Origin of the sequence: Bradyrhizobium sp. Leo170 (genome assembly GCF_004296405.1) — a bacterium.
Lineage (GTDB): Bacteria > Pseudomonadota > Alphaproteobacteria > Rhizobiales > Xanthobacteraceae > Bradyrhizobium.
In genome coordinates this window covers 1-19,202 of record NZ_PSRR01000147.1, presented here as the reverse complement: position 1 = coordinate 19,202, position 19,202 = coordinate 1, and the positions used below count along the sequence as shown (strand labels likewise).

General features: G+C 63.7%; 18 protein-coding genes and 2 pseudogenes. 9 read left to right on the top strand and 11 right to left on the bottom strand.

Going from position 1 to position 19,202, the window contains the following annotated elements; all coding sequences use genetic code 11:
- Positions 1–241 precede the first annotated feature (241 nt).
- Positions 242–2,470, top strand: coding sequence for a flagellar biosynthesis protein FlhA (flhA, locus tag CWO89_RS23355; RefSeq protein ID WP_130581079.1), 2,229 nt, complete (start codon positions 242–244; stop codon positions 2,468–2,470).
- Between the two features lie 309 nt (positions 2,471–2,779).
- Complete coding sequence (locus CWO89_RS23350; protein ID WP_028162105.1) at positions 2,780–2,974, top strand: hypothetical protein; 195 nt, start codon at positions 2,780–2,782, stop codon at positions 2,972–2,974.
- Positions 2,975–3,111: 137 nt separating this feature from the next.
- Here CWO89_RS23350 and CWO89_RS23345 read toward each other — a convergent pair whose 3' ends face one another.
- From CWO89_RS23345 to fliI, 4 genes are all read right to left on the bottom strand, one after another.
- A complete protein-coding gene (locus CWO89_RS23345; RefSeq protein WP_130581078.1) occupies positions 3,112–4,014 on the bottom strand; it encodes an anti-sigma factor in 903 nt (300 codons plus the stop codon).
- 33 nt (positions 4,015–4,047) lie between these two features.
- Entirely contained in the window at positions 4,048–4,593 is a 546-nt protein-coding gene (locus CWO89_RS23340; RefSeq protein WP_130581077.1) for a sigma-70 family RNA polymerase sigma factor, read from the bottom strand.
- A 178-nt stretch (positions 4,594–4,771) separates the two neighbouring features.
- Positions 4,772–5,188 (bottom strand): flagellar export protein FliJ, encoded by a 417-nt coding sequence (fliJ, locus tag CWO89_RS23335; protein ID WP_028162102.1) that lies wholly within the window; start codon positions 5,186–5,188, stop codon positions 4,772–4,774.
- Between the two features lie 108 nt (positions 5,189–5,296).
- Positions 5,297–6,622, bottom strand: coding sequence for a flagellar protein export ATPase FliI (gene fliI, locus CWO89_RS23330; RefSeq protein WP_130581076.1), 1,326 nt, complete (start codon positions 6,620–6,622; stop codon positions 5,297–5,299).
- A gap of 369 nt (positions 6,623–6,991) precedes the next feature.
- Here fliI and ctrA point away from each other — a divergent pair, with 369 nt between their 5' ends.
- Together ctrA and CWO89_RS23320 are read left to right on the top strand one after the other, a co-directional pair.
- Positions 6,992–7,693 (top strand): response regulator transcription factor CtrA, encoded by a 702-nt coding sequence (ctrA, locus tag CWO89_RS23325; RefSeq protein WP_016848562.1) that lies wholly within the window; start codon positions 6,992–6,994, stop codon positions 7,691–7,693.
- 166 nt (positions 7,694–7,859) lie between these two features.
- Positions 7,860–8,444, top strand: a complete 585-nt coding sequence (locus CWO89_RS23320; protein ID WP_130581075.1) for a DUF4126 domain-containing protein — start codon at positions 7,860–7,862, stop codon at positions 8,442–8,444.
- 37 nt (positions 8,445–8,481) lie between these two features.
- Here the strand turns inward: CWO89_RS23320 and CWO89_RS23315 are convergent, their stop codons facing one another.
- Positions 8,482–9,222, bottom strand: coding sequence for a dioxygenase family protein (locus tag CWO89_RS23315; protein ID WP_245476448.1), 741 nt, complete (start codon positions 9,220–9,222; stop codon positions 8,482–8,484).
- 44 nt (positions 9,223–9,266) lie between these two features.
- Here CWO89_RS23315 and CWO89_RS23310 point away from each other — a divergent pair, with 44 nt between their 5' ends.
- The 4 genes from CWO89_RS23310 to CWO89_RS23295 all read left to right on the top strand — a co-directional run bounded on the left by CWO89_RS23310 (position 9,267) and on the right by CWO89_RS23295 (position 11,594).
- The gene (locus CWO89_RS23310) at positions 9,267–9,671 is read left to right on the top strand and encodes a DUF350 domain-containing protein (RefSeq protein WP_130581074.1); all 405 of its coding nucleotides are present in this window, start codon (positions 9,267–9,269) and stop codon (positions 9,669–9,671) included.
- 75 nt (positions 9,672–9,746) lie between these two features.
- Positions 9,747–10,088 (top strand): hypothetical protein, encoded by a 342-nt coding sequence (locus CWO89_RS23305; protein ID WP_349644897.1) that lies wholly within the window; start codon positions 9,747–9,749, stop codon positions 10,086–10,088.
- Positions 10,089–10,151: 63 nt separating this feature from the next.
- Entirely contained in the window at positions 10,152–10,430 is a 279-nt protein-coding gene (locus CWO89_RS23300) for a hypothetical protein (RefSeq protein WP_130581072.1), read from the top strand.
- A 6-nt stretch (positions 10,431–10,436) separates the two neighbouring features.
- On the top strand, positions 10,437–11,594 hold the full coding sequence (locus CWO89_RS23295) for a glutathionylspermidine synthase family protein (RefSeq protein WP_130581071.1): 1,158 nt from the start codon (positions 10,437–10,439) through the stop codon (positions 11,592–11,594).
- Between the two features lie 207 nt (positions 11,595–11,801).
- Here the strand turns inward: CWO89_RS23295 and CWO89_RS23290 are convergent, their stop codons facing one another.
- From CWO89_RS23290 to chpT, 6 genes and pseudogenes are all read right to left on the bottom strand, one after another.
- Entirely contained in the window at positions 11,802–12,674 is an 873-nt protein-coding gene (locus tag CWO89_RS23290) for a CheR family methyltransferase (protein WP_130581070.1), read from the bottom strand.
- Positions 12,671–13,832, bottom strand: a pseudogene (locus tag CWO89_RS23285) (protein-glutamate methylesterase/protein-glutamine glutaminase). Before CWO89_RS23285 ends, CWO89_RS23290 begins: the two are co-directional and overlap by 4 nt.
- A gap of 85 nt (positions 13,833–13,917) precedes the next feature.
- Complete coding sequence (locus tag CWO89_RS23280) at positions 13,918–14,283, bottom strand: response regulator (protein WP_028165519.1); 366 nt, start codon at positions 14,281–14,283, stop codon at positions 13,918–13,920.
- 81 nt (positions 14,284–14,364) lie between these two features.
- Positions 14,365–14,835 carry a chemotaxis protein CheW gene (locus CWO89_RS23275; RefSeq protein ID WP_027578765.1) on the bottom strand — a complete coding sequence of 157 codons (471 nt, stop codon included), beginning with the start codon at positions 14,833–14,835 and terminating at the stop codon, positions 14,365–14,367.
- Between the two features lie 27 nt (positions 14,836–14,862).
- Entirely contained in the window at positions 14,863–17,604 is a 2,742-nt protein-coding gene (locus CWO89_RS23270; RefSeq protein ID WP_130581069.1) for a hybrid sensor histidine kinase/response regulator, read from the bottom strand.
- 287 nt (positions 17,605–17,891) lie between these two features.
- The gene (gene chpT / locus CWO89_RS23265) at positions 17,892–18,536 is read right to left on the bottom strand and encodes a histidine phosphotransferase ChpT (RefSeq protein ID WP_165421295.1); all 645 of its coding nucleotides are present in this window, start codon (positions 18,534–18,536) and stop codon (positions 17,892–17,894) included.
- Positions 18,537–18,774: 238 nt separating this feature from the next.
- Between chpT and CWO89_RS23260 the strand changes: the two are divergent.
- Positions 18,775–19,202, top strand: a pseudogene (locus CWO89_RS23260) (3'(2'),5'-bisphosphate nucleotidase CysQ family protein); the annotation flags it as partial.

Below are 19,202 nucleotides of genomic sequence, written 5' to 3'. Positions count from 1 at the left end.
TCCCGTCTTTCGACGGGACGACACCGAGAATGAGATGGAGAGCAACGCGCTCCGCTCTATCCCCTCACCCTGAGGAGCCTGCGAAGCAGGCGTCTCGAAGGGCGAGGCCATAGGCCGGGGCTCATCCTTCGTCCGGCCGGGAAAGGACAGTGCCGTTAACCCTTTACTAACCATACGCTGGGCAAAAATTGCCGGGTGAAGTCGAGTGTCGTCGGTCGCGTATGACGGGAGGGGATCCCCCGTGGACGCCAGCGCGGTGCCTCACTTTCGGAGCGGCGGCCCGCAAGCCGCCGCGCAGACATTGGGCGGCCGCGCCCGGCAGGCGCGGGGGGATCGGGCTACCATGGTCGACGTGACGGCGGGTCAGGGCACGGCATCCGGCGGCTTCTCTTTCGCCGACATCACCAACGTCCTGAAGCGCGGCGATATCGCGCTGGCGTTCGGCATCCTCACCATCCTGGTGGTGCTGATCCTGCCGCTGCCCGCGATCGTGCTCGACCTGTTCCTGGCGATCTCGATCACGCTGTCGGTCCTGATCCTGATGACCGCCCTGTTCATCCAGGCGCCGCTGGAATTCTCCTCGTTCCCGACCATCCTCTTGATCTCGACCATGCTGCGGCTGTCGCTCAACCTGGCCTCCACCCGGTTGATCCTGTCGCACGGGCATGAGGGCACGGCGGCCGCCGGCCACGTCATCGAGGCCTTCGGCAATTTCGTGATGGGCGGCAATTTCGTGATCGGGATCATCGTGTTCGCGATCCTGGTCATCGTCAACTTCGTCGTCATCACCAAAGGTTCGGGCCGCATCGCCGAAGTCGCGGCACGCTTTCACCTCGATTCGATGCCGGGCAAGCAGATGGCGATCGATGCCGACCTTTCGGCCGGCCTGATCGACGAGAAGGTCGCCAAGGAACGGCGCAAGGAACTGGAGGACGAAAGCGGCTTCTTCGGCGCCATGGACGGTGCCTCGAAATTCGTCCGTGGTGACGCCATCGCGGGCCTGCTCGTGGTGTTCATCAACGTCGTCGGCGGCATTATCATTGGCGTCGCCCAGCAGGGCCTGGGCTTTGCCGAGGCCGCGCGCACCTACACCGTGCTGACCGTCGGCGATGGCCTGGTGACGCAGGTCCCGGCGCTGATCGTCTCGACCGCCGCGGGCCTCCTGGTCTCGAAGGCCGGCGTCTCCGGCGCCGCCGACAAGGCGCTGATGAAACAGCTCTCGGGCTATCCGCAGGCGCTCGGCATGTCGGCCGGCGTGATGATCGTGCTGTCGCTGCTCCCGGGCATTCCGATGATCCCGTTCCTCGCGCTCGGCTCCGGCGCCGCCGCGCTGGCCTGGACCGCACGCAAGCAGAAGCATGCCGCCAAGGCTGCCCAGGCCGCCGCTGCGGCCGCCCCTACGGCTGCGGCTGCGGCAGCCGCGGCGGCCGCCGAGGAGCCGATCTCGAGCGCACTCAAGATCGACGACCTCAAGATCGAGCTCGGCTATGCGCTGCTGCCGCTCGTCAACGGCCCCGACGGCACTGATCGGTTGACCGAGCAGATCAAGGCGCTGCGCCGCTCGCTCGCCGTCGAGATGGGCTTCGTGATGCCGGCAGTGCGCATCCTCGACAACGTCCAGCTCGAGGCCAACACCTACGTCATCAAGATCAAGGAGGTCGACGCCGGCACGGGGCGGATCTGGCCGAACCAGTTCATGGTGATGGACCCCGGCGGCAACCAGGTCGCGATCCCCGGCATCCACACCGTCGAGCCGACATTTGGTCTGCCTGCGACCTGGGTCGACGCCGCGCTGAAGGAAGAGGCCTCGCTGAAGGGCTATACCGTGGTCGATGCCGCGACCGTGCTGTCGACGCACCTGACCGAGCTGCTCAAGAACAACATGTCGGACTTGCTGTCCTACGGCGAGGTGCAGAAGCTGCTCAAGGAGCTGCCGAAGGAGCAGGGCGAGCTGATCAAGGACATCGTGCCGAGCCAGGTCACAATCTCCGGCATCCAGCGCGTGCTGCAATTGCTGCTGGCCGAGCGCGTCTCGATCCGCGACCTCTCGACCATCCTCGAAGGCATTGCGGACGCGCTCGCCTTCTCGCGCAATCCGGCGACCATGGTCGAGCATGTCCGCGCCCGCCTGGCCCGCCAGATCTGCGCGCAGAACACCTCCTACAACGGCTATCTGCCGCTGATCGCGCTGTCGGCGCGCTGGGAGCAGGCGTTTGCGGAATCGATCGTGGGCACCGGCGAGGACAGGAGCCTCGCGATGCAGCCGTCGAAACTGTCGGAATTCATGACCGCGACCCGCAACGCCTTCGAGCAGGCCGCGCGCGAAGGTGAGGCGCCGGTGCTGGTGACCTCGGCCGCGATCCGGCCCTTCGTTCGCTCGCTGGTTGAACGCTTCCGCTCGCAGACGACCGTTTTGTCGCAGGCGGAGATCCATCCGCGGGCACGCTTGAAGACCGTCGGTAGCGTCTGACCGGCGCGCAAATCAGCTGTTTAGCGGCGCAGCATTTTCGTCACATGCAACTGGTTTGTCGAAAATGGCTTAATTTCAACGGCTTATCGTCCGCGTGCAGCGATTTCGACCTAATGCATTGCAATAACTAGAGAATATGAACTCCAACGCCGATTCCAATCGCGTAGGATCACGTCTGTTCACGGGCTTGTGATCGCCTCTACGGAACGGAATCCGCGATTCCTATGTTGGTAGGGCGCAAGGATGTTGAACCTGTCGGAAGAGCTATCCGACACAAGTAAGCGACAGGGAAGGCGGCAGGAGACTTCCATGAACCACTCGATCTACAGCGCGGATCGGACGACCCACCTGAAGATTGTGGTCGTTGCACTCGTAGCGGGTGTGGTTGTGGCCGGCCTTGGCATCATGGCGCGTAACAGCGTGGACGAGTACCAGACCGCGCGGGTGATGAAAGCCGGCAAGCCGGTGGCCATCACCTCATCGAACAATTCGCTCGTACGCTAGAGCAGGAGAGGAATTTACGGAATTCACGTGGTTCTTTACAGCCCCCCAAAGGCCACGTGGATATTAAGACCCCCAACTACCCCCAAGTTGACTATCGAAAACGCCCGCTCCCCACGGGCGTTTTCTTTTTATTTGAATCAGCGGTTCGGCGCCGGCGCGCCCGGCGGCACGCTCTCGATCAGCCTGCCGGAAAAGATCGGCGCCGAGGTCGGACTGCCCGTCGGCGACCCGCCCTCCGGCTCGACGGTGACTGCGTAGGTCGCGTCACTGACCGTGGCGGCGTCGAAGGACGACAGCACCGGGCGCTCGGTGAAATCGTCAGCGCCGATCACGCCAAGCGAGCGCGGCTGCGGCAGCTTGTCGGAGATCAGCCACAGCTCGAAGCTCTTCCCGGGCTCCGGCGTCGCACCGACCCGGCGCACCGTGAAGTTCCTGGTGGCGGCATCGACGGTCAGGATGAAAGCCGGCGAGTTGCCGTCCTGCTGCAGCACGGCGACAAATTGTCCCGATGGGGGCGCGGGCGGTGTCTTCACCTCCACGATCTCTGTGCGGGGCTCCGGACGGATGGCGTCAGGCAGGGCATCGGGCCGGTAGACCTGAAGCCCCAGCACCACCAGGAGCGCCGCCGCGATCGCGCTCACCGCCGACGCCACGCTGCGCCAGCGCCGGAGCCGGCTTGTGAGTTGGATGACCCGGCCGTCATCGACGACCGGTGCCTGCTGGATAGGTGCCGCCTCGACGACTCTGGGCTCGATCGGCGGGGGCGGAGGGGACGGCGCTTCCGGCGGCAGTGCCATCGGCGCCTGCGGCGCGGACGACTGCGCGATCGCGCTTTTGATGTTCTCCCACACGATCGGCCGCGGCTCGACCAGGCCGACCATCTGGTTGAGCGGACCGAGCCTGAATTCCCAGGCCTGCACGAGGGCGGTGAACTCCTTGTCCATCGCCATCATGGTCTCAACCTGCGCGCGCTCCTCCGCATCGAGCGTGCCGAGCGCATACTCCGCGGCGAGCGCGATATGGTCCTCGTTATGGGCCATCACGTGATATCGGGGCCTTCAAACCCCAAGCCTTCAAAACCCAAGACACTCCCTGATCTCCAGCAGGCTGCGGCGCAGCCATGTCTTCACCGTGTTCACCGGCGTCTCGAATTTGACGGCGAGCTGTTCGCGGCTCCAGCCGTTGTAATAGGCAAGCAGCACGAGCTTCTGCCGGTCCGGCTCCAGACGGCCGACGCATTCCAACAGCCGGCGCAGCTCCTCCGTCATCTCGCGTCGCGCCAGCGGATCTGGCGTCTCGGCCGCGACCTCCATCGCCGCTGGCTCTTCCTCCAGCGAGATTTCGCCCTTCTTGCGGACCAGGTCGATGGCACGGTTACGGGCAATGGATGCCATCCAGGTGATCGGCGACGCCAGCGCCGGGTCGAATTGTCCCGCGCTGTTCCAGATCTTGACGTAAGTATCCTGAATGACCTCCTCGGCAAGATCCTGTCGCCGCAAGATACGCAGGACGACCCCGAAGAGTTTCGCCCGTGTGGCCACGTACAATCGCTCGAAAGCGGCCTCATCCCCCTTCGCAACAGCAGCGATCAGCCAGACCAGTTCAGCCGGCGTCAGCATTCAGCATTCCCCAAATCGCGATCCCTGTTCGCCTGATGCCGGGAATTAATCCTATCCTTTCGTAGCATAGTTCGGCAGGCCGCGGTCCACCAGCCGATCGGATTCGGGACCTTTCCAAAGCAAAACCCGGGCTTCGCAGCCCGGGTTCGGTTCCCGTCCAACGTGCGGAGGTTCAGGATCAGGCGACGCCGAGGCGCGCGCGCATCAAGCCGATCGAGTCCATGTCGGCCTGCTCGCGGGCGCTCTCTTCCGCGCGCTCGCGGGCCTGGTCGCGCTCGTCCAGGAGCTCGACCTTCTTGAGTTCCTCAAAGGCTTCGCCGAGCTGCGCCTTGGCCTCTTCGAGCTGGATGCGCAGTTCATCGGCGGAGCGGGTCAGGTTTTCGCGGCGCTGGATCGCAGCCTTGGCATAGGTCGGATAGGCAAAGTGAGCGGGATCGTTGATCCCGGCCCGCTCCTGCTCGACCTGAATCTCGCGTTCAAGCTCCACCGACATGCGGTGGAAATCGGCGATCATGCCTTCGATCTGGGTGACCCTGCGGCGCTTCTCGTCGACCTGAAACTTCTTCAGGCGGATCAGCGTGTCACGTGACTTCATCGACTCATACTCCCCAGAAGTCCCGATTTTGAACGCGGGACAAGGCCGGCTCCCCCTGGACCCCGCCGGCGCAGTTAATGACCTGCCGCGGATGATGGCCCGACAAAGTTAGCGTTCCGTTTCCAAATTCGAGAGGATTTGCGCCAGTTGCCGGTAGCCGTCGGCCAAACTGACCGACTCGCCCTTGGCCTGGCGCAGGAAGGCCTCCAAAGGCTCATGCAGGCGGATCGCCTCGTCCACTTCCGGGCTGGAACCGGCCCGGTAGGCGCCGAGCCGGATCAACTCCTCCATATCGGCATATGTCGCCATCACCTGGCGCGCCCTGGTGATAACGGGGAGAAATGCCGGATCGGCCGAACGCGGCATCGTGCGGGAGACCGATTTGAGGATGTTGATCGCAGGATAGCGCCCGCGCTCGGCGATCGAGCGCTGCATCACGATGTGACCATCGAGGATGCCGCGCACGGCATCGGCGATCGGCTCATTGTGGTCGTCGCCATCGACCAGCACCGTGAAGATCGCGGTGATGGCGCCGACCCCGGTCCCCGGCCCTGCCCGCTCCAGAAGCTTCGGCAGTTCGGTGAACACGGTCGGCGTGTAGCCCTTGGCCGTCGGCGGCTCGCCGGCGGACAGGCCGATCTCGCGCTGCGCCATGGCAAAGCGCGTCACCGAATCCATCAGGCACAGCACCTCCTTGTCCTCATCGCGAAAATACTCCGCGATCGCGAGCGTGAGATAGGCGGCCTGCCGCCGCATCAAGGCCGGCTCGTCGGAGGTCGCGACCACGACCACCGAGCGCGCAAGGCCCTCCTCGCCGAGGTCTTCCTGGAGGAATTCCTGCACCTCGCGGCCGCGTTCGCCGATCAGCCCGATCACCGAGATGTCGGCATCGACGTTCCGCGCCAGCATCGACAGCAGCACCGACTTGCCGACGCCGGAGCCGGCGAAGATGCCGAGCCGTTGGCCGCGGCAGCAGGTCAGGAACGCGTTGAGCGCGCGGATGCCGAGATCAAGCGGGCTGCCGACCCGCTTGCGCGAATGCGCCGGCGGCGGCGAGTTGCGGAAGGGTACGGGAGAGGCGCCCTGCGGCAGCGGACCCTTGCCGTCGATCGGCTCGCCCATCGCGTTAACGACGCGGCCGAGCCAGGCCGGCGACGGCCGCACGAAGCCGGCGGCATTGGCGATGACAGCACGGCAGCCACGCCTGACGCCTTCGAGACCACCGAACGGCATCACCACCGCGTTGCTGCCGGAGAAGCCGATTACCTCCGCCGGGATGAAGCGATTGCCGCCAACGTCGATCACGATGCGGGCGCCGACCGACATCGCATGGATAGGGCCTGCGATCTCCACCATGAGCCCGCGGACGCCGACCACGCGGCCGTAAATATTGACGCCGTCGATGTCGCCGATCTGTTCCGCGAGCGCCTTCATTGCGAAAACCTTAAGTTTCGCCGATTTCTGCGCATCCGCTTAACTTCGTGTTTACCCGCATCATTAATCATTACGTCACTGTCTTTGGGTGACTGAGGTCGCTTGCCTGTTCAGAAGAAGGGCGAGTCGCAAGAGTCGGTTAGTCCGGCCTCTTAATGTGGAGCTTGAACGAGAACGGATGAGAAAAGCTACTTCCACGCAATACCTTAGGGCGATTCGAAAAAAATTGCACCGCGGACCTTGCGAACGGGAATCAGTTTTTGTTAACCATGTCTCGTCAGGATCCGAATCAGTTGTGCAAAGGCGTTTTGTGAGTGCCGCAAGTGCGGCCGACCTGACGCCCAGGAGCGGCGACTAAAGGGGACTGGCATGCGCGTTTTGCTGATAGAAGATGACAGCGCCGTCGCGCAGTCGATCGAATTGATGCTCAAATCCGAGAGTTTCAACGTCTATACGACGGACCTCGGAGAAGAAGGCGTTGATCTCGGCAAACTCTATGACTACGACATCATCCTTCTCGACCTGAACCTGCCCGACATGTCCGGCTACGACGTGCTGAAGCAGCTCCGGGTCTCCAAGATCAAAACCCCCATTCTGATCCTCTCCGGCCTCGCCGGCATCGAGGACAAGGTCAAAGGTCTCGGCGTCGGCGCCGACGACTACATGACCAAGCCCTTCCACAAGGACGAGCTGGTCGCGCGCATCCACGCCATCGTGCGCCGCTCCAAGGGCCATGCCCAGTCCGTCATCCAGACCGGCGACCTCGTGGTTAATCTCGACACCAAGACGGTGGAAGTCGGCGGCCAGCGCGTGCATCTGACCGGCAAGGAATACCAGATGCTGGAGCTGCTCTCGCTGCGCAAGGGCACCACGCTGACGAAGGAAATGTTCCTGAACCACCTCTATGGCGGCATGGACGAGCCGGAATTGAAGATCATCGACGTCTTCATCTGCAAGCTGCGCAAGAAGCTCGCCAACGCCTCCGAAGGCCGCAACTTCATCGAGACCGTGTGGGGCCGCGGCTATGTGCTGCGGGAGCCGCACGAAGCCGACGAGCGCATCCCGGCCTGATTACCCCGATCTCGCTGCTCCGACGAAAACCCCGCCGAAATGGCGGGGTTTCTGCTTTGCACCAATCCGGATTGCCAATGTTCAATCACCTCATATTTGAGCCTGGCGGGAACGATCTAAACTTCTGCTACGATGAACCGAACTGGGCTGATGGAGTTTGCGACACATGTCGAACTTCGATCTGGCACTGTCGGTCGGCCTTGGCATCGGCCTGGCCGCCGCAACCGGCTTCCGGCTATTCCTGCCACTGCTGATCCTGAGCGTGGCCGCCTACACCGGACATGCGAACCTGAATGAGGGCTTTGCATGGCTCGGCACACCCGCCGCGATCATCATGCTTGGCACCGCGGCCATAGCCGAGATCGCCGCATTCTACATTCCCGGTGTGGACAACCTGCTCGACACCGTGGCGACGCCCGCTGCCGTCGTCGCGGGGACGATCATTTCCGCCGCTGTGATGACCGACGTACCGCCGATGCTGAAATGGACGGCGGCCGTTATCGCGGGCGGCGGCATTGCCGGCATCACGCAAGGTTTGATCGCGGTGCTCAGGGCAAAATCGACCGTCTTCACTGGCGGCCTAGGAAATTCTGTCGTGGCAACCACCGAACTCGGAAGCGCCTCGCTGATCTCACTTCTGGCCCTGGCCGCGCCGCTCGCCGCGCTCGCGCTGGTCGTGCTGTTTTTCTGGCTCGCCTTCCGCCTGCTTCGGGGATCGGCTCGGCGATCGCACCAGCCGAACGAACCATGAGAGGTCACACGTCTGGTTGTGACCTTCGTCAATCGGCTCAAGCGAGGCTCACGACGAAATCATAACGGCCGATCTTGCCGTCGGACGCGTCGTCGATGCGCATCAGCAAGCGGCGGTCGAAGATGCCGTCGCGGCTGTTGGCACGTGCATCGTCCGGGAAGTAAAGCTGCGTGGTGAGGACCCGCTGACCCGGCGCCGCGATCTTGACGTGGAAGTGGCGTGTGCGCCCGGGATACATGCCCGGCACGACGGTCTCGAAAACATATCGTCCCTGCGCATCCGTGACCTGGTATCCGCGCAGCTTATAGCCGGTATTGTCGTAGGCGCCGCGCGCGTCGGCGTGCCAGAGATCGACGACCGCGTTCGCGACAGGTTGGCAGCGCTTGTCGATGACAAAGCCGGTCAACGTGATGGCCTCGCCCGCTGCATCAGCCCGAAAGTTGCGCTTCAGGGGTGTGCGCGGCGTGTAGAATGGCCCTTCGGTTTGCGAAACTGTGGGCGCGTTGTCGGCACCACATGATGGCGTTTCGGGCAGCAGTTGTGCTTGTGCCGGATCGGGCTGCCACAGCTCCGAAGCGGCAATGCCGAGCGAGGTTGCGGCCAGCCAGCGACCGATGGCCTGACGCCGCGTCAACAGATGATCTTTCATCAGGGATTGCCGACCTGTTTCCATGGGCACCACCGAGATGCGATTGAACCGGCCGTTGTCATCCGGCGACCAACGGATCGTGCAATTCTGTTGTCGGACGAATCGGGGCACGCTCGGCAAGGCCAGCATTCGGTTTTGCGTCGCCGCGCCGAAACAATGATACGGCGCGTTGAATGATCCTGCAATCGCTTGCCGGGCTTCCGGCTTTCCTGGTCTATTTCTGCACGGCGCTGGTCGCCGTCATGGCCTATCTCTTCGCCTATACCCGCGTCACCGCGCATAACGAATTCGAGCTCATCCGCGAGAACAATACCGCGGCTGCAATCGCGCTGGGCTTGAGCCTGTGCGGCTTCGTGCTGCCGGTGGTGAGCGCGATCGCGCATTCCGCCAACGTCATCGATTGCCTGATCTGGAGCGTGGTCGCGCTGATCGTCCAGATCATCGTCTACTTCATCGTCAAGGTCCCCGTACCGAACCTGTCGGGACGGATCGCCGACGGCGAGCTCGCACCTGCGATCTGGCTCGGGCTCTCCTCGCTCGCCGGTGGCGCCCTCAACGCCGCCTCCATGATCTACTGACCTCACCTGACCCAAATCTACTGACCAATGGCGACCAACCCGTCCAAAGAGTTCGGAACGCGAAAGCCGGCCCCTGTGCCGCCGCGCCCGCCGACCAAACGTTCGGCCGAGATCGTCCTGATCCTGATGGGCACGCTGGCGGTCGGCGTCACCGCCTATTCGCTGATGCCAAGCGAGGATTGCGTGCGGTCGCCGAACGACCCGGCACCATCGCTGCTGCAGAGCAACAACGCCGAATGCCGGCAGCGCGGATCTTCGTCCTCCAGCAGCCACGGCTCCAGCGGCGGTTCGCGCTACTCCGGCAGCGCCTCCTCCTCGAGCCATTCGGCCTCAGGCGCATCCGATTCAGGATCGAACCATGTCAGCCGCGGCGGCTTCGGCTCGTTCGCACACGCCTTCGGCTTCTCCGGTGGTTGAGAACGGCATATCCTTCGCACATCGCCGTGAAATGCGCGCTTTTGCTTGCCTTGGCATCGGTCGGTGTTGGAGACTGGCGTCACACCGCAAACGGCGGAAGACAGGACTGCCGTCATGAAACGCTCGCGCCGCGTCGTACTGACTCTGATGGGAAGTGCGGCGGTCGGCGCCGTCTCGATGGGGCTGGTACCGCGCACCAATTGCGGCCCCGGTAACACGGCCATGCCCCGCCCCGGTGGCAAACCCGATTGCGGCCCGGTCTACGGTGGATTCGGCGGCACGCCACGCCGCTTCCAGGACCATGCCGAGGGTGACTTCGACCCATCGTATGGCGGCAGCTGATATCCCATGCGCCGCATCCCTTGTGCCGAGCGTGACGACTGGCGGGCGACCGCCGAGCGCGCCGGATTCAGTTTCCACAGCATCGACGGCGAACGCTACTGGGACGAACGCGCCTATTACGCCTTCACGCTGGACGAGATCGAGCGCGGGATCGAGGCGCCGACCGGCGAGATCGATGCGATGTGCCTCGAACTGGTCGGTCGCGCCATCGACGACGAAAAATATCTGCGCCGATTGAAAATCCCCGAAGCGTTCTGGCCGCTGATCGCGGAGAGCTGGCGCCGCAACGAGGGCAGCCTCTATGGCCGGCTCGATCTCAGCTTCGACGGGCACGGATCGGCAAAGCTCCTGGAGTACAACGCCGACACGCCGACCTCGATCTTCGAAGCGGCGGTGTTCCAATGGACCTGGCTCGAGCAGGCGATCGAGCGCAACATCATCCCGGAGCGAGCCGACCAGTACAATTCGATCCACGAGCGGCTGATCGACGCCTGGAAGAAATTGGCATCCGGCGGACACCTGCATCTTGCCGGCATGACCGGCAATGCCGAGGACGCCGCAACGCTGGCCTATCTGGAGGATACCGCGTCGCAGGCCGGCCTTGCGACCACGCTGCTCGATATCGAAGACATCGGCCTTACCGAGGACGGCCGCTTTGTCGACCTGGATAACCGCGCAATCGAGCTCGCATTCAAGCTCTATCCCTGGGAATGGATGTTCCACGACAGCTTCGGCGCCAGGCTCGCGAGCGCTCCGACGCGCTGGATCGAGCCGCCGTGGAAGGCGATCCTGTCCAACAAGGGCATCCTGCCGCTGCTATGGGAGATGTTTCCGAACCATCCCAATCTGCTGCCGGCCTATTTCGAGGATGATCCGAACGCGCAAGCGCTCGGCAGTTCGTTCGTCCGCAAGCCGATCTATTCGCGCGAGGGCGCCAATGTCGCGCTGGTCAGCGCCGGCGCCACGCTGGTCGAGCAGGAAGGGCCCTATGGCGCGGAAGGCTTCATCCGCCAGGCGCTGGCACCGCTGCCGAATTTCGCAGGGCAATATCCGGTGATCGGGAGCTGGCTGATCGATCACACCCCATGCGGACTGTCGATCCGCGAGGACGAGAATCCGATCACGGGCAACACGTCGCGCTTTTTGCCGCACGCGATCCTTTGACAGTGCGGCTCCTGCGTAATTGCGAGCGAAGCGAAGCAATCCATGCCTCCGCAAGCGGTGAGATGGATTGCTTCGCTACGCTCGCAATGACGGCCAAGGGCGATGGAGTTGTAGGATGGGTAGAGCGGCGCGAAACCCATTATTGGCGCCGCGTTCTCGTCGCGATGGGTTTCGCTCCGCTCTACCCATCCTACGGGAGCAATGCCGTTACCGCGCGGCGGAAGCGACCGCCTTTAGCCCGATCGGCGCGCCGGCGCGCGCGATCGGCGCGGTGCCCAGGCAATAGAGACCGCGGCGGTCCGGATAGGGCTTAAAGACGCTGGTGATGCCAACCACGGATTCGGCCGCCCCCAGCGCCAGCACGCCGTCAGGCTCGAGCATTTTCGCAAGCCGCGCGAAGATGTCCGTCTTCGTCTCCTGGTCGAAATAGATCAGCACGTTGCGGCAGAAGATCACGTCGAACATGCCGAGATGGGAAAAGTCCTGCAGCAGGTTGAGCTGGCGATGCTGCACCATGGCGCGGATATCGGCATTGAGCTGCCAGAACTCGCCGATCTGCGTGAAGTATTTCACCAAGAACTGGATAGGCAGGCCGCGCTGCACCTCGAACTGGCTGAAGATGCCGGCCTTGGATTTTTCCAGGACCGCCTGCGACAGGTCGGTCGCGACGATCTCGGTGCGCCAGCCCGCGAGCGCCGCGCCCACTTCCTTCAGGCACATCGCAATCGAGTAAGGCTCCTGCCCGGTCGACGATGCCGCGCACCAGATGCGCAGCGAACGCCGCGCGGCGCGCGCCTGGATCAGCGCCGGCAGCACCGCCTGCCTCAGATGATCGAACGGAATCTTGTCGCGGAAAAAGAAAGTCTCGTTGGTGGTCATCGCCTCGACCACTTCCGATGTCAGCGCCTCGGCGCCGCCGCCCTTCATCTTCTGGACCAGTTCCGGAATGCCGGCCAACCCCCACTTGCGCGCGAGCGGCACCAGCCGACTCTCGACCAGATATTGCTTGTCGGACGACAGGTCGAGGCCGGACCGCTCCTTCAAGAGCTTGCGCAGATAGTCATAATCCAACGGCGTCACGAACGATCTCCCGCAAACAACCGGTTAAGCTTCGGTCCGATCTCCTTGAGCGGCAGCACGGCCGCGCAGATACCCGCATTCGCCGCCGCGCCCGGCATGCCCCACACGACACTGGTCGCCTCGTCCTGGGCAATCACGCTGCCGCCGGCGGCGACGATATCCTTGCCGCCGCGCATGCCGTCCGACCCCATGCCGGTCAGGATCACCGACATGATGCCGCCCTGCCAGACATCGATCGCGGACATGAACATGGGATCAACCGCGGGCTTGCAGAAATTCACCGGTGGCCCGTCATCGAGTGCGATCGCGATCTCGGCACCGCGGCGCGCAACGCGCATGTGGCGGCCGCCCGGCGCGAGATAGATCTGGCCGGCCTTGACGATCTCGCCGTCAACAGCCTCGTGCGCCGGCCGGCGGCTGGCACGCGCGAGATGCTCGGCCAGGATCGTGGTGAAGGTCGGCGGCATGTGCTGGGTGATCAGCACCGGAAAGCGGTCGATCACCGGTCCGATCTCGGCGACCAGCGCCATCAGCGCCTGCGGACCACCTGTCGACGAACCGATCAAGAGCACCTTCGGCGCCAGCATGCCGAAGGGGCGGCGCACCACTGCCTGCTGCGAAGTCGCCGGGCGGATCGCGGCTTCCCGCGCCTTGTCCTGCACTGGGGCTATTGCCGGGCTTGCGGCGACGGGCGCCGCGCCGGCGCACCTTGGCACCGAGATGGCGGATCTTCTGGATCAGGTCGTGCCGGAAGGTTTCGGCGGCGCCCGCCTCGCGCGTGCTCTCCGGCTTGGGAATGTAATCGGCCGCGCCGAGCGACAGCGCCTTCAGGCTGATCTCTGCGTTGCGACGGGTCAGCGTCGAGGCCATGATGATGACGAGGTCGCGCTTCTTGGCGAGCAGCTTCGGCAGCGCCGAGATGCCGTCGAGCTCCGGCATTTCGATGTCGAGCACGGCGACATCGGGATTGACGCGCTCGAGCTGATTGACGGCGTCGAGACCGGTGCGGAAAGAGGCCGTCACCTCCATGTCGGATTCCGCGCCGATCCAGCGCGAGATCATGCCGCGGATGACGACGGAGTCGTCGACCACCATCACCCGCAACGGCTCCTCCCGCGTCGAAGTCCGGGACGGGGCATTTGTCAACGCAACACTCATCACTTCACCAACGGCTCAACGGCACACCTTCTCCGGATCATGCTCTCATGCCGATGGCTTTCAGCCGCCGGATCGAACACGACACTCAGATCAGGCCGACCTCCTGGAACTTCGCGGTGACGATGTCCCGGTCGAACGGCTTCATGATGTATTCATTGGCGCCGGCATGCAGCGCACGGGCGATATGCGCGACGTCGTTCTCGGTGGTGCAGAACACCACCTTGGGCTGATCGCCGCCGGGCATGCGGCGCAGATTGCCGAGGAATTCGTAGCCATCCATCACCGGCATGTTCCAATCGAGCAACACGGCGGCGGGCATGGCGCGCTTGCAGGCTTCGAGCGCCTTCTCGCCATCCTCGGCTTCGACAATCTGGAAATCCAGGCCTTCCAGGATGCGACGCGCGACCTTGCGAATGACGCTGGAGTCATCGACGACAAGACAGGTTCTCATGTTGGGCCTCTACTTCCTCATCCCGCAAGGGACGTTTCCGTTTCAGTTCTTCAATAGGCGTGCCCGCCTGGAGCGCGATGACTAGGCCGCCTTCGCATCCGGCATCAGTTCGAGCACGCGGTCGACATCGAGAACGACCATAAGCTGGCCGTCGAGGCGATGGACGCCGCCGGCGAGCTTGGCCATCCGCGGGTCGAGGTTGACCGGATTCTCTTCGCGGCTGTCATCGGGCAGCCGCAGCACCTCGCCGATCTGATCGATCAAGAGGCCATAGGATTCGCCGCGGAGATCAACGCCGACCGCCATCGGCGGCTTGCCATCGTCGTTCTTCGGCAGGCCGAGCCGCGCGCGCATGTCGACCACGGTGACGATGCGACCGCGCAGGTTGAGCACGCCAGCGATCTCGCTGGAGGACAGCGGCACACGCGTCAGCCGCTCCGGCATGAACACGTCCTGCACGCGTGAGATCGGCAGGCCGAACAGTTGCCCGCCGATCACGGCGGTGACGTATTCGGCCATGGTGCCTTCGATGGTGTCGGTCTTGCTGGTCATCGTTTCAATTCCTTGTGCCCGACTCAACTATGCCGCTTTCCTGATCTCGGCGGTCTGTTCCTTCAACGCCGCGATCAGGCCGGGACGGTCAAATTTGGCCACGTAATCATGGAAGCCGGCTTGCCGCCCGCGCTCGATCGCGGCCGGCGAGACCATCGCCGACAGCGCGATGATCGGAACGCTACTCAAATGCTGATCGGAGCGGATGCTCTCGGCGAACTCGAAGCCGTTCATCTCGGGCATCTCGATGTCGGTCAGCACCACGTCGAACGCCTGTCCCGAACGCAGCGCGGCCAGCCCTTCCTGTGCGTTCGGCGCGGTACGCACCTTGTAGCCGGCGGCCTTCAGGACCGGGGCCAGCATGTTGCGGAAGAACGCGCTGTCGTCGACCAGAAGCACCGATTGCGCGTTGGAGGACGGCCGCATCTCCTTGCGGCTGAACCAGTCGGAGAAGGCCATCGGCAGGAAGTGGCCGACGTCGATCACTTCGGTCGCCTGGCCCTTGATCACGGCAGAGCCGAGAATGCCATCCTGCGAGCCCGCGACCTCGATGTGCAGCCGCTCCTCCACGATGTCGATGATCTCGTCCACCACGAGCCCCATCGAGCGGCCGTCGTCGGCGAACACCAGGATCGGCTGCGAGCCGGAGCTCTGCACATTGACATCAGCCATCTGCACCAGCGGCATCAACTGATCGCGGTACTGCACCATGTAGCGGCCGTTGGAGAGCTCGATCTTGTCGGTGGCGATCTCCTCCAGGCGCGTGACGAGGCCGAGCGGCACCGCCTTCGGCTGGCTGGTGCCGGCACGGAACACCAGGAGCGAGGTGAGCTGCTCGCCGCTGACATGGGCCGCGGCGTTGTCGTCCGCCATCTCATGGGCGGCTGAGCCGGCAGCGCCGAGCGCCTTGGCGATGCCGTTGGGGTCGATGATCATGATGACAGCGCCATCACCGAGGATGGTGTTGCCGGAGAACATGTCGATGTGACGCAGCTTGGTCGACATCGGCTTGACCACGATTTCCTCGGTGTGGAACACGCCGTCGACCACGATGCCGAAAGTCTGGCTGCCGACCTGCGTCACCACGATGAAGCCGTTCTCGGGATCGCTCGACGAACCGTCATCGATCCTGAGCAGCTTCTTCAGATGCATCAGCGGCAAGAGCTTGTTGCGCAGGCGCAGCACGGCGGTGTCCTTGATGCGCTCGATGCGGTGCTCGGAATTGGCCCGCGCGCGAACCAGTTCAACGACCGAGAGCTGGGGGATCGCAAAGCGGTCGCCGGCTGCTTCTACGATCAGCGCGGACACGATGGCGAGCGTCAGCGGGATCTTGATGGTGACGGAGCAGCCCTCGCCCGCGACCGACTTGATGTCGATGGTGCCGCCGATCTGGTCGATATTGGTGCGCACCACGTCCATGCCGACGCCGCGGCCGGAAACCGAAGTGACTTGCGCAGCGGTCGAGAAGCCCGGCGCGAAGATGAACTTGTGGATCTGCGCTTCCGTCATCTTCTCCAGCTCAGCCTCGGTGACGAGGCCGTTGGCCAGAGCTTTCGCCTTGATCCGGTCGGTGTTGAGGCCGCGGCCGTTGTCGGCGATGCAGATGATGATGTGGCCGCCCTCGTGATAGGCGGAGAGACGAATGGTGCCCTGCTCCGGCTTGCCGGCCGCCGCGCGCTCGGCCGTGGTCTCCAGACCATGATCGGCGGAATTGCGCACCATATGCGTCAGGGGATCCTTGATCAGGTCAAGCACCTGGCGGTCGAGCTCGGTGTCGGCGCCGTGCATTTCCAGTTCGATCTGCTTGCCGAGTTCGCCCGAGAGGTCGCGCACGATGCGCGGCAGCTTCTGCCACGCATTGCCGATCGGCTGCATGCGCGTCTTCATGACGCCTTCCTGCAGCTCGGCGGTGACGTTCGAGAGACGCTGCAACGGCACCTTGAACTCGGTGTCCTCGTTGCGGCGGGAGATCTCCAGGAGCTGGTTGCGGGTCAGCACCAGCTCGGAGACCATGGTCATCAGGTGCTCCAGCGTATCCACGTTGACGCGGATCGACTGGTTGGCGACCTTGTCGGACTCGTGCATGTCGCCTTCGGCGGCGGCCGTCTTCCTCGGCGCCTTCTTCTCCTTGGCAACCTCTGCGGCCGGCTCATGCGCGGCGGGCTTGGCCGCGGGCGCGGCAGCCGGTGCGGGCGGCGTCACTTCGGTGGCGGTTTCGCGGAACGCGCGCTCGAGCTCGTCGAGCGAGACTTCACCGGGGCGCAGTGGACGTTCGAGCGTCTGCACCACCAGCGTGCCCTCCGTCGCCGCGGGCTGCAGCGGCGGCGCGGCCACGACAGGCGCCGCTACCTCAGCAGCAGGCTCGCCGCCGGCCTCCGCCGCCATCGATTCGAAACTGCGCTCGGCCATCTCGTGCAGCTTGACGATGAGGTCTTCGTCCGATCCTTCCGGCTCGGCTTCGGTTGCCTCCAGTCCTGCGAGGATCTCCTTGATGCGGTCGATGCTCGACAGGATCAGCGTCACCGCTTCCGCCGTGACCGGCATGCCGTCGCGGAATTTGCCCATCAAGGTCTCGCCGGCATGCGCCAGCGCTTCCAGTCGCGGAAGCCCCAGGAAGCCGCAGGTACCCTTGATGGTGTGTACCAGGCGAAAAATGTTATCGAGAATCTTCGCGTTGTTCGGCTCTTGCTCGAACTTCACCAACTGATTGTCGACCGTATCCAGGCTTTCGCTGGTCTCGGTCAGAAACTCTCGCATCAAATCGTCCATGAACCTGGCCTTCGTACGCAGCGGCACGCGACATCGACGCGCCTTACGGAACTTGGACCAGCTTCCATGCAAAGCGTTTAAGTTTGGTTGAGTATGTGGAAAAGAACGGGATCAACAAAGAGATAAGAAGAAAAGATCGAAATCAACGGCAAGTTGCAAACAATTGGTTAACGCTATGGCCGCCGTCGCGCGCGGCGTACTCGCTTCGCGCCTCCGATCGCGCTCTACGTCGTTGTTTGCGCATGATCTCTTGAGCGCCTGCGCGCCAGGAGATCATGCAGCAATCGTCAGGACGCGCTGACCACCACGGTCTCGCCCTCGAGGGCGAGCTTGACGGTCAATCCGCAGGCCTGCGCCAACAGCCTCGTGTAATAGGGCTGCACTGCATGGGCATCGACCGCGGCCGACGTGCTGCCGAGAATATCGACGATGTTCTGCGGCACGCGGGCGTTCAGCCCGGCCGAGGCGATGCGAAAGCTCATCGTCTCGCCCTCGCCGACCGGATCGATCGTCAGCGCGCCGCCGCGCGGAATCGTCTGCTGCGCGATCACGAGCATATTCAGGAGCAGCTTGACGCGGTTCTTGGGCAAGAGCAGCCGCGGCAGATTCCAGGTCAGCGTCACCTTGCCGTCCTCGATATGCCCCTTCGCCATGGCCTGGGCGTCGCCGAGATCGATCTGCGCGCCGGCCGACCCGGCGGCACCGAAGGCAAGCCGGCAGAACTGCAGGCGGGCAGATGCGGTCTTGGCGCTCTTGCGGATCAGGTCGAGTGCAAAATCGCGGTCCTCGGGTTTCGGATTGTCGTCGATGACCTCAAGGCCATTGACGATCGCGCCGACAGGACTGATGAGATCGTGGCAGACCCGCGAGCATAGCAGCGCCGCCAGTTCGAGGGCATCGGGAGCGGGACCGAGAGACGAAGTGCCAGACATGAAGTGTTCCTGGAATGCCGCGATACACGCGGACGGGAGCGAATCACGCATGCTTTTGGGTTTGATACACTGGGGAAGCGCATGCTGCCAGCTTGCGGCGGCAGTGAGATGGGAACACTAGATCATGATCCGATTGGACCGAATCGGATCATGATCTCATCTTTCTGTTTGAGCATGATCTTTTCGGAAAACCGGTTTCCACTTTTCCGGATCATGCTCTAGCCGATGAGAACCGCTTATGAATGAGGCATGCTCGCCCCGGATCGACGGCAATGCCGCGGCCGCGCTGATCGAACCGTTGACGGAGCTGGTGATCCGGGCCGGCGAGGCCATCCTTGCAGTCAATCGCAGCGCCATGAAGGTTGAGGGCAAGAGCGACGGCTCGCCGGTGACCGAGGCCGATCTCGCAGCCGACCGCATCATTGCCGAGGGCTTGGCGCGGCTTGCGCCAAACGTGCCGTCGCTCTCCGAGGAGCGCACGCGTCTGGCAAGGCCGCCGTACAAAGACAGCTTCTTCCTGGTCGATCCGCTCGACGGCACCAAGGAATTCGTCGCCGGCCGCAACGAGTTCACGGTCAACCTCGCCCTGGTGACCGAAGGGACGGCGCTGCTTGGCATCGTCGGGCCCCGGCCCTGGGCGTGATCTGGCGCGGCATTGTCGGCCGC